The sequence below is a fragment of the Streptomyces sp. NBC_00080 genome (genome assembly GCF_045041255.1).
Taxonomy (GTDB): Bacteria; Actinomycetota; Actinomycetes; order Streptomycetales; family Streptomycetaceae; genus Streptomyces; species Streptomyces coriariae.
On record NZ_CP108235.1, the window covers coordinates 2,196,461 to 2,211,039 of the forward strand.

Sequence of the window (14,579 nt, forward strand, 5' to 3'; positions counted from 1 at the left end):
GGAATCCGCGGGTTAACTGCCCCTCAGGGGCACCCCACCCTCGACGGGTGCCGGGCCCCGCGACGCGGGTTCTCTGAGCGCCCCCTCGGCGGCGACTGTGGCTTCCCTGAGCCGACCGAGGGTTTTCCCTGCCCCAACTCCCTTAGGGGGTTCCCTCATTGGGGGAAACGGGTGCCGGGTTCTAGCTTAAGGGACGTGCCGCTCGCCCGGGCATACGGGGGTCGGTCCCGCGACCCCCGTGTAACCCCCCACACCCGCGCGACCCCCCACCGGCAATCCCCCACCGAGGAGATCCATGTTCGGGCTCAACCGGTTCAAGAAGACCGCCGCCGTCCTCGCGGCGACCGCCGCCGCGGCGACGACCGCACTGCTCAGCGCCCCCACCGCTGTCGCAGCGCCGCAGCCGATCGTCGGCGGCACGACCACCACGACCACGACGTACCCGTTCATGATGCAGATCACGGACGCCTCGCAGAACCAGTTCTGCGGCGGCACCCTCGTCTCGGCGACCAAGGTGGTCACGGCCGCCCACTGTATGGTCGGCGAGACCACGAGCAGTGTGCGCGTCGTCGGTGGGCGCACCTACCTCAACGGCACCAACGGCACGGTCAGCCGGGTCAGCAAGATCTGGATCAACCCGAGCTACACGGACGCCACGAACGGTGACGACGTGGCCGTCCTGACCCTGTCGACGTCGATGCCGTACACCACGGCGTCGTACGTCTCCTCGTCCCAGACCGGCGTGTACGCGGCCGGCACCACCGCCCGCATCATCGGCTGGGGCACCACCTCGGAGAACGGCAGCTCCTCCAACCAGCTGCGGACCGCGACCGTCCCGATCGTGTCCGACTCCAGCTGCAAGAGCTCCTACGGTTCCGACTTCGTCGCGACCGACATGGTTTGCGCCGGATACACATCCGGCGGCGTAGACACCTGCCAGGGCGACAGCGGCGGTCCCCTGCTCATCGGGGGCGTCCTGGCAGGGATCACTTCTTGGGGCGAGGGCTGCGCGGAGGCCGGCTACCCGGGTGTGTACACCCGGCTGACCACCTTCTCCAGCCTGGTGACGACGCAGGTCAACTCCTAGCCGGTCAGCTCCTGACCGGTGACCGCGTAGCAGTCCCCGAGCTCTCCTGAGTACCCCTCAGGGAAAGACCGGGGGGCGCTGCGAGCCTCCACGAGCGGCCCGCAGCGCCCCCTATCCAAGAACCAAGCCCTCACCGGTCGCCGGTGGGGGCTTCTCGTCTGCCGGCCTGTACCGCCGCCGGAGCACGGTGGTCACGACCGTACGACGGTGCCGAACCGGATGTCGTGGGGCTGCCCCGGGTGCACGGCGGCCAGTATCCGCTCGCCCTCGGCGGCCACCTCCTGCCGCTGGGCCTCGGTGAGGGTGCCGAAGGGCTCGACGACCAGGGCGTCCTCCTCCAGCTTCCACACACCCGCCAGGAAGCCGTCGACGAGGAGGGTGCAGTACGCCTGGTTGCCCTGCCAGGAGCGGCCCCGGTACTCGGCCGGGACGACCCGGGTGCGGTCGGCGTGGGAGAGGAGGAGGTTGTCGAACTCGGGGAGGAAGCGGGGCGGGGCCGGGGTGTGCGGGTCGGGACGGGGGGCGTCGGGGAGGTCGAAGAGCTCGACGCCGTGCTCGTCGCGGAAGGTGAGGAGGTCCGGGCGCAGGCGTTCGAAGGCGTCGCGCAGCCGGGTCAGGCCGGCCCAGGTCTGCATGTCCTTGACGGAGGCCGGGCCGAAGGCGGCCAGATAGCGCAGGACCACGGAGTCCGCCGTCGGGGCGCTCTGCGCGGGCCGGCCCAGCCAGTGCTCGGCGGTGGTGAGCGCGACCTGCCCGCTCCTGCCCCACAGTCCCCGCGGGGTGACCTGGACGAGGGGCAGCCGGCAGCGGGCGGCGACGGCGAGGGACTGGGGGTCTGCGTCCGGCCACTCGCCGGAGAGCGCCTCGCGCAGCTGCTTCATGGTGCGCGGCTCGGCCTCGACGAGGTCGCGGGCGAGGACGGCGAGCCGGTCGAGGTCGACTCCGGTCAGGCCCTTGCGGAAGTACGTCAGCTCACGGTCGCGGGCGGGCTGGACGAACGGCCGCAGCGTCAGACAGTCGTCGGCGGTGTGGGTGTGGATGGTGGAACGCATGCTGACGATGCGGACGGCCTCGCGGCCGGCCATCAGCGTCGACAGCTCCTCGGGGACGAAGCCGTCGAGACGGGCGGCCAGCGCGTAGTACGGCGGCTTCACGTTCTGCGCCTGGAGCCCGAGCAGATGCTCCACCGCGGCCCCGGCGGACATCGACGCCGGCCGCAACAGCAACTGCCGTTCGAGGGTGGCGCGGTTGAGGGCACGAGCGCCGAGCACGGGGCCCGCCGGGTACGTCGTCTTCGTCATGTACGCAACGTAGCGGGACTTGCGGACAGCTTCCGTCCGCAACGCGGCCGCGGGTGGGGACGGTAAGCGGGCGGAAGGAGGACGGACGGCGGTCGGCGCCGGACCGGACGGACCCCGCCCGGTCGTCGATCCCGCGTTGCGGCCACGTTTCGGTCGCGTGCCGTTCAATGGAAATCTGCCTGGTGGACATGGCGGCGGACGCTCATTCTTGCCGCACGCCTCGTGGGGGGCCGACCGCCCCGTGTCGGACATGCCGCTCCCGAGCGTTCCGACCTTCCCGCCCGGCTCGCGAAAGGAGCGGCTGCGTGACGTCGACGTCTGCAAGCCCCTCGCTCACGGCATCGTCCGCCCGGACCTCCGAACGCTGGAACCGCCGCCTGGTGGCCTTGCTGGTGGCCCTGATCTGGCCGACGCAGCTGCTGGCCGTCGCCGGCATCGTCACGGCCAACACGACGGCCGACATCGCGCAACGCTTCCACACCACCCAGGTCGCCTGGTTCTCGTTGATCGTCACCATGGTCTCGACCCTGCTCATCCCGTTCGTCATCAAGGCGGGTGACCGGTACGGAAGGCGCCGGATCATGCTCGCCATGATCGGTCTCGGGGTCGTCGGCGACATCATCGCGGCCATGGCGGGCAGCTTCTGGCTGCTGCTGGTCGGCCGGGGCATCGCCGCTTGTTACGCCCCGTTCGCCGCCCTGTCCTTCCCCGCCGTGCGGGATCTCTTCCCCGCCCGGATGGTGAAGCAGGCCAGCGCGATCCTCGGCGGCAGCATGGGTCTGGTGGGCGTGGTGGGGCCGTTGCTCGCCGGTTGGCTGATCGACGCCGGGGGTTACCGGGCGGCGTTGTGGTTCATCGCCGGGGCGACCGCGGTGGCGTTCGTGCTGGTGGCCCTGCTGGTGCCCGAGACCCCGCGGCACGACTTCCAGAACGGTTTCGACTGGCTCGGCGGAACGCTGCTCGGCGGTGGCCTGACGGCCGTGGTGTACGCGGTCGGCCAGGGAGGGAGCCGGGGCTGGACGAGCGGTGCGACCCTCGGCTGGACGGCCGGCGGACTGCTGGCGCTCGTGGCCTTCGTCCTCGTCGAGCGCGGCAGCGCCCATCCGATCCTCGATCTGCGCGTGCTCGGCCGGCGGCCGGTCGCGCTGACCGTCAGCGCCGCGGCCGTGGGCCAGGCCACCGCGCTGGCCATGGCCTCGATGGGCATCCTGCTGGCCCTCTACCCCGCGATCCCCGGGGTCTCCGACGGCCTCGGCTGGACCAGCACGCACAACGCGCGGATCGGCCTGACCTGGAATCTGGTCATGCTGGGCACCGGATTCGCCGCCGGCCGCCTGCTGCGCAAGGCCGACGCCCGCCTGCTGTGGGGGATCGGGCTGGGGCTGGGCGCGGCGGGATACGGGCTGATGGGCCTCTTCCACGCCGATGCCACCGAGCTCGTCCTGACGGCGTGTCTGGCCAACCTCGGCACCGGCCTCATCGTCTCCATCGCTCCCGTGCTGGTCCTCGGCGTGGTCTCGGTGGAGGAGCAGGGGCAGGGCAGCGGCCTGATGCAGATGCTCTTCAACTTCTTCGGCACGGTCGTCCCCGCCGTGTGCTTCGCCGTCCTCGCCGCGCACAGCACGGTCCTCAAGGGCACCGCGTTCTACCTGGACGGCGGCTACACCTGGGTCTTCTGGACCGGAGCGCTGATCCTGCTGGCGGCGCTGGCGGTGTCCCTGTTCATCCCTGCGCTGCGGGATCCGGAGAGCGACGCGGCCCCCGCCGCCGCCTGACCGAGCCGCACCGCCGCCGTCGCCCCCCGCCGAGTCCCCGGGCGGGGGGCGACGGCGGCGCCTCGCGGGGATTCACGCACGGAACCGCCCACGGGTCCGCCGACGGCTTCACCGCCGTCGGCGGAGGCTGCCCGGCGCCGGAGCCGGCGGGGCCGTGACCGCGCCGAGGCTGCGGGACAGGGCCCGGGCCGTGGCACGCAGGGCCGGGGCGAGCACGCGGGGCTCCGCGTGGCCGGCCGGCACGACGACCGACAGCGCCGCGACGACCTCGCCGTCGGCGCCGCGCACGGGTGCCGCCACGGCGTGCAGCGGGACGGGCTCCGCTCGGTTCACGACGGCCACCCCGGTGCTGCGGATCTCGGCGAGGGAACGCCGCAGCGCGGCGGAGGACAGCGGTACACCCTCGGGCTCGTGTGTCAGGGCCTGCCCGAGGATCTCGTCCTGGAAGTCCGGTTCGGCGTGCGCCAGCAGCACCAGACCGACGCCCGTGGAGTGCAGCGGCAGCCGGCCGCCCACCCGGTACAGCACGTCGATGGCGGTGTGGGCCGACAGCCGCTCGACGAGCAGCGCGTCCGTGCCGTCCCGTACGGCCAGCAGGACGTGCTGGTGGGTCGCCTCGTACAGGTCCTCCATGTACGGCAGCGCCACCCGGCGCAGCCCGTGCGCGCGCGGCGCGAGCGAGGCGACCTCCCACAGCCGCAGGCCGACGACGTAACGGCCCTCGGCGTCCCGCTCCAGAGCGCCCCAGTGCACGAGCCGTCGGGCCAGGCGTAGCGTCGTACTGGGCGGGGTGTCCGTGACGCGGCTGAGTTCGGCGAGGGTCAGCGAGCGACGGTCCTCGGAGAAGGCCGTGAGCAGCGCGAACGCACGGTCGATCACCGGCTCGCCCTGTGGCGGCCGTCTTCCCCGGGCGGCGGCACCGGACGTGCCCGCGTTGTTCGTCACCCGTGCAGTGTGACCCACCCGGCGACCGGAATCGCGTTGCGTCCAGGTTTCGACCGCATGCCATTCAATGGAATTCCGCCTGGTGGGACGTCGGCGGCGGGCCCATCCTTACGGCACCCGTCCGCACGGCCCGGTCCTCGCGGCCCCACGTCGACGGGTTGCCCGCCTCGGCCAGAGCCGATCAGATTTCCGAGGAGACCCCATGACTGCGGAGTTCGCCCAGAGCGGCGGTGCGAAGCGCCTCGCCCTGCCGGGGAAGCCGGTGCCCTTCTTCCTGGAGGCCGGAGAGGGGGAGCGATCCCACCTGTTCGACGCCCTCATCACCGTTCTGCTCAGCAAGGACGAGACCGGCGGCCGGTTCGGCCTCTTCACCTATGCGGCTCCCAAGGGCGACGCGATCCCCACCCACAGCCACGCCGACGTGCACGAGACCTTCTATCTGCTGTCCGGCCGCGCCCGGGTGTGGATCCAGGACGGCGACGGCGAGACGCACGAGAAGCTGCTGAAGCCCGGCGACTTCGGCTACGTGCCCGCCGGCTGTCTGCACACCTTCCGGGTCGAGGCGGACGACACGAAGATCATGGGCGCGTCCAGCGGCGGCTTCGAGCGGTTCTTCGGGGAGGCCGGCACCCGCACGGACTCGCCGGAGCTTCCGAACCCGCCGTACATCCCCTCCCACGAGCAGCTGGCCCGGGTCGCCCGCGAGCACCGGCAGGAGTTCCGGTTCGACCTCCGTCCCCTGGACGGCTGACATGGCCGCGAACGCTTCCCCCCTTCCGGCTTCCCTCTTTCCCGCACCACCTCTTCCCGCATCCCCCCTTCCGGCGGAGCAGACCACGCGTGCGGGCACCCGCGTGCTCCGGGGGGTCGAGTACGGCTCGCCGCCCGGATTCCGGCCGCTGCTGCTCGACCTGTACCGCCCCGCGCGCGACCCGGAGCACCCGGCCCCGGTGGTCGTCTTCCTGCACGGCGGCGGCTGGCGGATCGGACGCCGGGACCAGTTCGGCCCGGCCTTCGCCGGGTGGCGGGTCGGACCCTTCGACCGGCTCGTCCGGGCGGGCTTCGCGGTCGCCTCCCTCGACTACCGGCTCAGCGGCGAGGCCGTGTTCCCGGCCCAGCTGCACGACGGCAAGGCCGCGCTGCGCTGGCTGCGCGCGCACGCGGGCGAGCTGGGGCTCGACGCCGGACGGGTCGTGCTGTGGGGCGAGTCCGCGGGCGGGCATCTCGCGGCCCTGCTCGCACTGACCGACGGCAGGCCCGAGTGGGAGGGCGACGTCGGCGAGCCCGGTCCGGGCGTGACCGTGGCCGGGGTCGTCGACTGGTACGGGCCCGCGGACCTGCGCACCATGCAGCGCCAGTCCCGGCCCGACGCGGTGAGTGCCCCGGACGCCGTGGACTCCCGGGAGGCGCTGCTCATCGGCGCACCCGTACCGCAGGCAGCGGAACGCGCCGCCGCGGCGAGCCCGGTGAGCCATGTGTCCACCGCCGCCCCGCCCTTCCTGCTCGCCCACGGCACCGCCGACCGGTTCGTCCCCAGCGGGCAGAGCGAACAGCTCGCCGCGGCCCTGCGCGCCCACGGGTGCCGGGTGAGCCTGCACCTGGTCGGCGAAGCGGACCACCTCTGGGCCGGGCTGCCCGATCCGGAACCCCTCTTCGTCGAAGCCCTGGAGTTCGCCGTCCAGGTCTGCGGCCCCGTCGGGCTTCCCGCCCCGGCCTGACTCCTCCTCGAACGTTTGGTCACCTGTATGAACACCGCTCCCACCTGCCCGCGTGCCGACGAGCTGGAACAGCCGCTGGGCCTCGGCAACCGCCGCCCCCGGCTGTCCTGGTGGCTGCCGCCCGGCTCGCGCGAGCAGTTCGCGTACCGCATCGGCACGAACACGGGCTGGGACTCCGGCCGTGTCGACTCCGCCGACAGCACGCACGTGCCGTACGGGGGGCCGCCGCCCGGCTCCGGGGAGCGGGTCACCTGGCGGGTCAAGGTCTGGACCGACCTCGGCGAGAGCGCGTGGTCGCGGGAGACCTGGTTCGAGACCGGCCTGCTGGATCCCGCCGACTGGCAGGCACGGTGGATCGAGCCCGTCGTACCCGGCGAAAGCGGTGTGCCGGGTTCACCCGTGTCCGACGGGGCCGGTGAACCCGTGTCCGACAGCCCCGGCATGTCCGGCGGGCCCGGCGTCCCGCCCGCCGGGCACCGGCCCGCCCCTCTGCTGCGCACCGCGTTCACCGCGGGCTCACCGGTCCGCCGGGCCCGGCTCTACGCCACCGCCCAGGGTCTCTACGAGGTCTTCCTCAACGGGGAGCGGGTCGGGGACGCCGAGCTGACACCGGGGTTCACCCAGTACGACGTACATCTCCAGGTGCAGGCGTACGACGTGACGGCGCTGCTGCGGGAGGGCGAGAACGCGCTGGGGGCGGTGCTCTCCGACGGCTGGTTCCGCGGCCAGGTCGGAGTCACCCGGGCCCACGACCAGTGGGGCGAGCGGGTCTCCTTCCTGGCGCAGTTGCACCTCGATCACGCCGACGGCACCACGTCCGTCGTGTGCACCGACCGGCACTGGCGCTGGGCTGCTGGGCCGGTCGTGGCCGCCGACCTGATCGCGGGACAGTTCACCGACCTGCGCCGCACCCCCGTCGGCTGGGACCTGCCGGGGTACGACGACTCGGCGTGGACGCCGGTGGAGGTCGCCGACCACGGACATGCCGGACTGGTCGCCTCACCCGCCCCGCCCGTGCGGCGCGTCGAGGAACTCGCCCCGGTCTCGGTGACCCGCCCGCGTCCCGACCGGCAGGTCTTCGACCTCGGCCAGAACATCAACGGCTGGGTGCGGCTGACCGACCTCGGTCCGGCGGGCACCCTCCTCACCCTCACGCACGGCGAGTCCCTGGGGCCCGACGGCGACGTGACGACGGATCACCTCCGCGTGGACATGCCGTTCCTGCCCGAGCCGCTGCCGGCCGGCCAGGTCGACCGGGTCGTCTCGGCCGGCCGGCCCGGCGAGGCCTTCGAACCGCGGCACACCACGCACGGCTTCCGCTACGTCCGCGTCGAGGGTCATCCCGGCGAGCTGACCGCCGACGACCTGCGCGGTGTGGTCGTCCACTCCGACCTGCGGCGGACCGGCTGGTTCGACTGCGACGACGAGCGGGTCGACCGGCTGCACGAGGCCGCCCGGTGGGGTCTGCGCGGCAACGTCTGCGACATCCCCACGGACTGCCCCACCCGCGAACGCGCCGGCTGGACGGGTGACTGGCAGCTGTTCGTGCCGACCGCCGCCTTCCTCTACGACGTGTCGGGCTTCTCGGCGAAGTGGCTGCGCGACGTCGCCGCCGACCAGTGGCCGGACGGCACCGTCGCGAACATCTCACCGGCCTGCCGCACCGAGGGGCCCAAGGGGCCGGTGGCGCATCTCAACGGCTCGGCCGGCTGGGGCGACGCGGTGGTCATCGTGCCCTGGCAGCTGTACCTGGCCTACGGCGACCCGGGGATCCTGGAGGAGCTGTGGCCGGCCATGACCGCCTGGCTCGGCCGGGTCGAACGGGCCGCCCGCCAGGAGCGGCACCCGGACCGGATCCGGCGCTCCCCCCGCCCGGCGCCGCACGAGCGGTATCTGTGGGACACCGGGTTCCACTGGGGCGAGTGGCTCGTGCCCGGTGAGAAGGTCGGTGACCTGGCGGCCTACGCGGCCCTGGACAAGGCGGACGTCGCCACCGCCTACTACGCCCACTCCACCCTGCTGGCGGCGCGCATCGCCCGTGTCCTGGGCCGCGACGAGGACGCCGACCGCTACCGGGACCTGAGCGAGCGGGTGCGCGCCGCCTGGCGGACGGAGTTCATCGCGGCCGACGGCTCGCTGCGCCCGGACACCCAGGCCCACCATGTGCGGGCGCTCGCCTTCGACCTGGTCCCGGCCGGACTGCGGGCCCGGACCGCCGCACGGCTGGTGGAACTCGTCCGCGCCGCGGACACCCATCTCGGCACCGGCTTCCTCGCCACCCCGGACCTGCTGCCCGTGCTCGCCGACACCGGACACCTGGACGTCGCCTACGAGCTGCTGCTCCAGGACACCGCCCCGTCCTGGCTCCACATGATCGACCGGGGCGCGACGACCGTCTGGGAGCACTGGGACGGCGTCGGCCCGGACGGCACCGCGCACGACTCCCTCAACCACTACTCGAAGGGCGCGGTCGTCTCCTTCCTGCACCGCTGCACGGCCGGGATCAGGCCCGACGAGGACGCTCCGGGCTACCGCCGCTTCACCGTGGCACCCCGCCCCGGCGGGGGCCTGACCCGGGCCCGCGCCGAACACCACTCGCCGTACGGGCCGATCCGCTCGTCCTGGCACACGGGGGACGGCCGCTTCCGGCTCTGCGTCACCGTGCCGCCCGGCACCACCGCGCACGTCGTCCTGCCCGACGGCGCCCGGCACCACGCCGGGCCCGGCATCCACACCTACGGCTGTGCGGCACCGGACGCCGCCCTGACGCCCACGGGAGCGACCCCATGACCGACACCACCGGAACGGCTCGACACGCCCCCGCGGGAGGGGCCGTGACCCCCGGTTCTGCCCACGACCCCGAGCAGGACGCCCTGGTGCGACAGGTCCTGTCCACCGTCCGGGGCGACGACGAGCGGCTGCGGGAGCTGATCGGCGGCCTCGTGACCCATCTGCACGCCTTCGTGCGGGAGACCCGGCCTGCCGAGGACGAGTGGCTGCGCGCGGTGGACTTCCTGGTCCGCACGGGCCGGGCCTGCACCGAACGCCGCAACGAGTTCATCCTGCTCTCCGACATGCTGGGCCTCACCTCGGCCGTGGACGAGGTCAACCACACGGGCCCGGCCACCATGACGCCCAGCTCGGTCGAGGGGCCCTTCCACTCGCCGGCGCCGCCCCGCCCGATGGGCGCCTGGATCGCCGAGGGCCCCGAACTGCGGCGCGGGGAGCGGGCCGTGGTGCACGGCCGGATCACCGACTGCGACGGCAGGCCGCTGGCCGGGGCGGTGCTGGACGTCTGGCAGGCCGACGACACGGGTCTGTACGACAGCCAGGACGCCGAGCAGCCCGACGGCAACCTGCGCGGTCTGTTCACCACCGGTCCCGACGGCGCCTACTGGTTCCGTACGGTCAAGCCCGCCAGCTACCCGGTGCCGACCGACGGCCCGGTGGGCGAGCTGCTGCGGGCGCTCGGCCGTCACCCGATGCGCCCCGCCCATGTCCACCTGCGGGTGGAGGCCGCCGGGCACCGGCCGCTCACCACCCATGTGTTCGCCGCCGACGACCCCTACCTCGGCTCCGACGCGGCGTTCGCCGTCAAGGACGCGCTCATCGCGCCCTTCGCACCGGGCGACGAGGACACGGCGCGTCGGTTCGGCATGGACGGACCGTTCCTGGCGGCCGAGTTCGACATCCGTCTGGCCGCGGTGACCGCGCAGGAAACAGGAGGCACGCACGCATGAAGCTCGTCGGCATGGTGGATCCGGGCCGGGAATCCGGCCGCAGGCGGATCGTGATCGGTGTCGTCGTGGACGATCGGGTGACCCCGCTCACGGACGTGGACGACTTCTACGCGGACCTCTCCCACTGGCTGGAGCGGGCCCGCGCGGTCCGCCACGGCACGGTCCCGTCGGCGGAGGTGACCCTCGCCCCGCCGGTACCGGCGTCGGCGCGGGTGCTGTGCGTGGGTCTCAACTACCGTGCGCACGCGGCCGAGGGCGGCTTCCGGGCACCGGAGCATCCCACCCTGTTCGGCCGCTGGACGGCCTCCCTGTCGGTGGACGGCGTGCCGGTCCCGGTGCCCGCGAACGAACCGGGCCTGGACTGGGAGGGCGAGGTCGCGGCGGTCGTCGGTGCCCGGCTGTGCGACGCCGGGGAGCGAGAGGCCGAGGCCGCCGTCCTCGGTTACGCCGTCTTCAACGACCTCACCGCCCGTACCGCGCAGAAGCTCACCGCCCAGTGGACGCTGGGCAAGAACGCCGATCGCAGCGGCCCGATCGGCACGGTCGTCACCGCCGACGAGGCGGGCAGCCTGGCCGACGGGCTGCGCCTGGTCACCCGCGTCAACGGAGAGATCATGCAGGACGGGAACACCCGCGACATGATCTTCGGGGTGCCCGAGCTGCTGTCGCGGATCAGCGCCACCCTGACCCTGCATCCCGGCGACGTGATCGCCACCGGCACCCCGGAGGGCGTCGGCTACGTCCGTACGCCGCCCCGTCTGCTGCGCTCCGGTGACGTCGTCGAGGTGGGGGTCGACCGGCTCGGGACGCTGCGTACGCCCGTCACCGACGCGTCCGCGAGGTCCGGCGCGTGACGAGGACGACCGCGCGGGTACTGATCGCGGGCGGCGGCCCGTCCGGTCTCGCCGCGGCGGTCGAACTCGGCCGCCGCGGCATCCGGACCGTGCTCGTCGAACCGCGCACCACCGTCGACGACGACCGGCCGCGGGCCAAGACCACCAGCATCCGCACCATGGAGCACTTCCGCCGCTGGGGCCTGGCCGACCGCTTGCGCGCGGCCGCCCCGCTGCCGGTGGCCTGGTCCCAGGACGTCATCTTCTGCACCGGCCTCCTCGGCACCGAACTGACCCGGTTCCGCAATGTGTTCGGGCTGTACGCCGGACGCGACGAGCGCTGGGCGGAGCCGGGCCAGCAGGTCCCGCAGCCGGTCGTCGAACGGCTCCTGCGCACGGCGGTGGCCGCACTGCCCTCGGTCACCTGCCTGACCGGCCACCGGGTCACCGGCGTCGAGCAGGACGCACACGCCGTGCACGCCACGGTCACCGCCGACGACGGCTCCGTCCGCGTGCTCACGGCCGACTATCTGCTGGGCTGTGACGGCGGCGGCGGAGTCAGCCGGCAGGCCGTCGGAGCGGTCTACGCCGGCTCGTCCGGTGAACGGCCCAACCTCAGCATCGTCTTCCGGGCACCGGGCCTGGGCGAGGCGGTCGGCCTGGACCGGGCGGTGCAGTACTGGGTGGTGAGCCCCGAGGCCTCCGGTCTCATGGGCCGTCTCGACCTGGACGACCGGTGGTGGGCCATCGTCCAGCGGACCGACCCCGACCGCCCGGTGGCACCCGAAACGCTGGTGCGCGGTCTCGTCGGCGCCGGGCACCCCGGGCCCGTGGAGGTGCTCGCCACCGACCCCTGGACCGCCCGCATGCTCCTGGTCGACCGCTACCGGCGCGGGCGGGTCTTCCTGGTGGGCGACGCCGCCCATCTGAACCCCCCGTGGGGCGGGCACGGCTTCAACACGTGTGTCGGCGACGCGGTGGACATCGGCTGGAAACTCGCCGCGGTCCTCCAGGGCTGGGGCGGCGCGGAGCTGCTGGACAGCTACCAGAGCGAACGGCGGCCGGTGGCTCAGCAGATCATCGCCGGCGGTGCCGCCCAGGACAGGCTGCTCGCCCCGTCCTTCGCCGACCCCGCACTCCTCGGGGACACGCCCGAGGCCGGTCGCCGCCGTGCGCGGACCGCGGCCGCCCTCCAGGCCAAGGCGGGCGAGTTCCACAGCGAGGGCCTCGTCCTCGGCCTGCACTACGCCTCGTCCCCCGTCGTCGTCGACGACGGCTCCACGATCCCGCCCCTGGTGCCGCGCAGCTATCACGGCCTGTCCTTCCCGGGCGCCCGGCTGCCGCACGGCTGGCTCCCCGACGGCCGTTCCCTGTACGACCTGCTCGGCGACGGTCTGACGCTGCTCCTCCTGGCCGGTGACAGGGAGCCCGACCGCGCCGCCTTCGCCGAGGAGGCCGCGGCCAGGGGCGTCCCCCTCACCACCGTCGACCTGACCGGTCTGCTCCCGCGCGAGCGCTACGGCGCCCCGATGCTGCTGATCCGGCCCGACCAGCACATCGCGTGGCGGGGCGCGGACGGCGCACGGGCCGGGGACGTGCTCGATGTCGTCCGCGGCGCGGCGCGGCCACACTCCTTGCGCGGCAACACAGTCGTCGCCGTGTGAACGTCGCGTGCTCCGCTGTCGCGTGCGGTCGCCCGGGTGCCGCACCCGCACGTGAAGGTCGGCATCGCGCACGGGAGTCGACCCCTGCGCCGCCTCCCGGTCACCCGAACGCGCCCGCCCTGCCGAAGGACAGGGGCAGGAAACGCTCGGCCATCCGGGCGTAGCCGGCCGCGTTCGGGTGCAGTCCGTCGGGCAGGTCGGCCACGTCATCGGGGCCGAACAGCGTTGTCCCGTCGACGATGTGCAGCCGGTCGTCGCCGTCCCGCCGACGCTGCTCGACATGCTCGCTCAGCAGCGCGCGGATGCGGGCGAGCGTGAGGGCGCCGAACGCGAGTTCCTCGGGACGGTCGACGGTGTGGACCATTCCGTCGGGGCCCACCAGCGTGGGGCCGGGCCGCTGTTCGGCGGCCGGGCAGACGATGGGGCTGATGACCAGGACCGGTGTGGACGGGTGCCCGTCGCGGATCGTGTCGAGGAAGCCGTGGAAGGCCGGGACGAAGGCGCGTTCCCGCATGCTGTCGGCGTTGTGGACGTTGATGCCCAGTTCGAGGCTGATCGCGCTCGCGGGCAGGTCGCGGACGGCGCGGGCCATGAAGGGGTCGAGCTGGCACTGCCCGCCGAGGCCGAGGTTGACCAGGGACCGGCCGGCCGAGCGGGCCACGGCGGCCGGCCAGGTGGCGGTCGGGCGGTCCGCGTCCGAGCACTGGCTGATGGAGCTGCCGTAGTGCACCCACAGGGGGCCGCTCGCCGGAGCCGGACGCACCGACGCCCCGTCCGGGACACGGACGTCGATCAGCGTGACGGCCGGGGTGACGGGCAGCCAGATCTCCACGCGTCGTTCGCCGGCCCGCGGGCCGATGCGGAAGCGCACGGTCGCGGGTTCGGCCGGTCCGGCCTCCAGCGAGCCGGTGGCGGGATCGAAGAAGACCGGGCTCTGTTCCGTCGCCACCACCGGCTCGCGCGGTTCGCCGTCGACCACCAGGTCGAAGACGCTGCCGCCGGTCGGCATGCCGAGGGGAAGGACCACGGTCAGCCGTGCGTCGAGCTCGAGCTCGGTGGCGTCCGTGAGCATCTCCAACCGCACTCCGGACGGCACGGCGCTGTTGAAGTCGAACGCCCGGTCGGCCAGCCGCGCGCGCCCGGCGTCCGGGGAACGGTGCAGGGTGACTCCGGTCGTATCGGTGGTCTTCCCGAGCGCGCCGACGACACAGTCGAGCGCGCGGTCGAGTACGGAATGCATGCGAGGACCTCTCGACGGCACAGGTCAGGTCAGGTCAGGTCAGGTCAGGTCAGGTCAGGTCAGGTCAGGTCAGGTCAGGTCAGTCGTAGTCCTCTGTCCGGCATTCGTCGCGTGATTCGTCGCGTCGGTCCACGAACGGCCCGCGGCGGCCTCCTGCCCGAGCGGTACGCGGGGGTCCTCCCGGAGGAGGACGGCGGTGCGCCGGCTCCTGCACCCGCACCAGGCGGGAGTGCCCACACGGGCACGATGCCCACGAGCACCCCCACGAGCCAGGCT

At 73.4% G+C, this 14,579-nt stretch carries 11 protein-coding genes; 8 read left to right on the forward strand and 3 right to left on the reverse strand.

Annotation, left to right across the window (positions count from 1 at the left end; all coding sequences use genetic code 11):
- Positions 1–295: 295 nt before the first annotated feature.
- Positions 296–1,087 (forward strand): S1 family peptidase, encoded by a 792-nt coding sequence (locus tag OHU34_RS09650; RefSeq protein WP_405765845.1) that lies wholly within the window; start codon positions 296–298, stop codon positions 1,085–1,087.
- Positions 1,088–1,278: 191 nt separating this feature from the next.
- On the opposite strand, the gene OHU34_RS09655 is transcribed toward OHU34_RS09650, so the two are convergent.
- A complete protein-coding gene (locus OHU34_RS09655; RefSeq protein WP_142266788.1) occupies positions 1,279–2,388 on the reverse strand; it encodes a winged helix DNA-binding domain-containing protein in 1,110 nt (369 codons plus the stop codon).
- A 305-nt stretch (positions 2,389–2,693) separates the two neighbouring features.
- Here OHU34_RS09655 and OHU34_RS09660 point away from each other — a divergent pair, with 305 nt between their 5' ends.
- The gene (locus OHU34_RS09660) at positions 2,694–4,163 is read left to right on the forward strand and encodes an MFS transporter (RefSeq protein ID WP_405765848.1); all 1,470 of its coding nucleotides are present in this window, start codon (positions 2,694–2,696) and stop codon (positions 4,161–4,163) included.
- Positions 4,164–4,271: 108 nt separating this feature from the next.
- Here OHU34_RS09660 and OHU34_RS09665 read toward each other — a convergent pair whose 3' ends face one another.
- Positions 4,272–5,108 (reverse strand): IclR family transcriptional regulator, encoded by an 837-nt coding sequence (locus tag OHU34_RS09665; protein ID WP_327486500.1) that lies wholly within the window; start codon positions 5,106–5,108, stop codon positions 4,272–4,274.
- A gap of 202 nt (positions 5,109–5,310) precedes the next feature.
- On the opposite strand from OHU34_RS09665, the gene OHU34_RS09670 reads away from it, so the two are divergent.
- The 6 genes from OHU34_RS09670 to OHU34_RS09695 all read left to right on the forward strand — a co-directional run bounded on the left by OHU34_RS09670 (position 5,311) and on the right by OHU34_RS09695 (position 13,063).
- Complete coding sequence (locus tag OHU34_RS09670; protein WP_142266787.1) at positions 5,311–5,859, forward strand: quercetin 2,3-dioxygenase; 549 nt, start codon at positions 5,311–5,313, stop codon at positions 5,857–5,859.
- A 103-nt stretch (positions 5,860–5,962) separates the two neighbouring features.
- Positions 5,963–6,826: an alpha/beta hydrolase fold domain-containing protein gene (locus tag OHU34_RS09675; protein WP_405765851.1), complete on the forward strand. Its 864-nt coding sequence runs from the start codon at positions 5,963–5,965 to the stop codon at positions 6,824–6,826.
- A gap of 27 nt (positions 6,827–6,853) precedes the next feature.
- Positions 6,854–9,616: a glycoside hydrolase family 78 protein gene (locus OHU34_RS09680; protein ID WP_405765853.1), complete on the forward strand. Its 2,763-nt coding sequence runs from the start codon at positions 6,854–6,856 to the stop codon at positions 9,614–9,616.
- A 44-nt stretch (positions 9,617–9,660) separates the two neighbouring features.
- The gene (locus OHU34_RS09685; protein ID WP_405765855.1) at positions 9,661–10,566 is read left to right on the forward strand and encodes a dioxygenase; all 906 of its coding nucleotides are present in this window, start codon (positions 9,661–9,663) and stop codon (positions 10,564–10,566) included.
- Positions 10,563–11,420, forward strand: coding sequence for a fumarylacetoacetate hydrolase family protein (locus tag OHU34_RS09690; RefSeq protein ID WP_230194299.1), 858 nt, complete (start codon positions 10,563–10,565; stop codon positions 11,418–11,420). Before OHU34_RS09685 ends, OHU34_RS09690 begins: the two co-directional genes overlap by 4 nt.
- A complete protein-coding gene (locus tag OHU34_RS09695; protein ID WP_230194300.1) occupies positions 11,417–13,063 on the forward strand; it encodes an FAD-dependent monooxygenase in 1,647 nt (548 codons plus the stop codon). Before OHU34_RS09690 ends, OHU34_RS09695 begins: the two co-directional genes overlap by 4 nt.
- A 100-nt stretch (positions 13,064–13,163) precedes the next feature.
- On the opposite strand, the gene OHU34_RS09700 is transcribed toward OHU34_RS09695, so the two are convergent.
- Positions 13,164–14,303: an SGNH/GDSL hydrolase family protein gene (locus OHU34_RS09700; RefSeq protein ID WP_405765859.1), complete on the reverse strand. Its 1,140-nt coding sequence runs from the start codon at positions 14,301–14,303 to the stop codon at positions 13,164–13,166.
- Positions 14,304–14,579 lie beyond the last annotated feature (276 nt).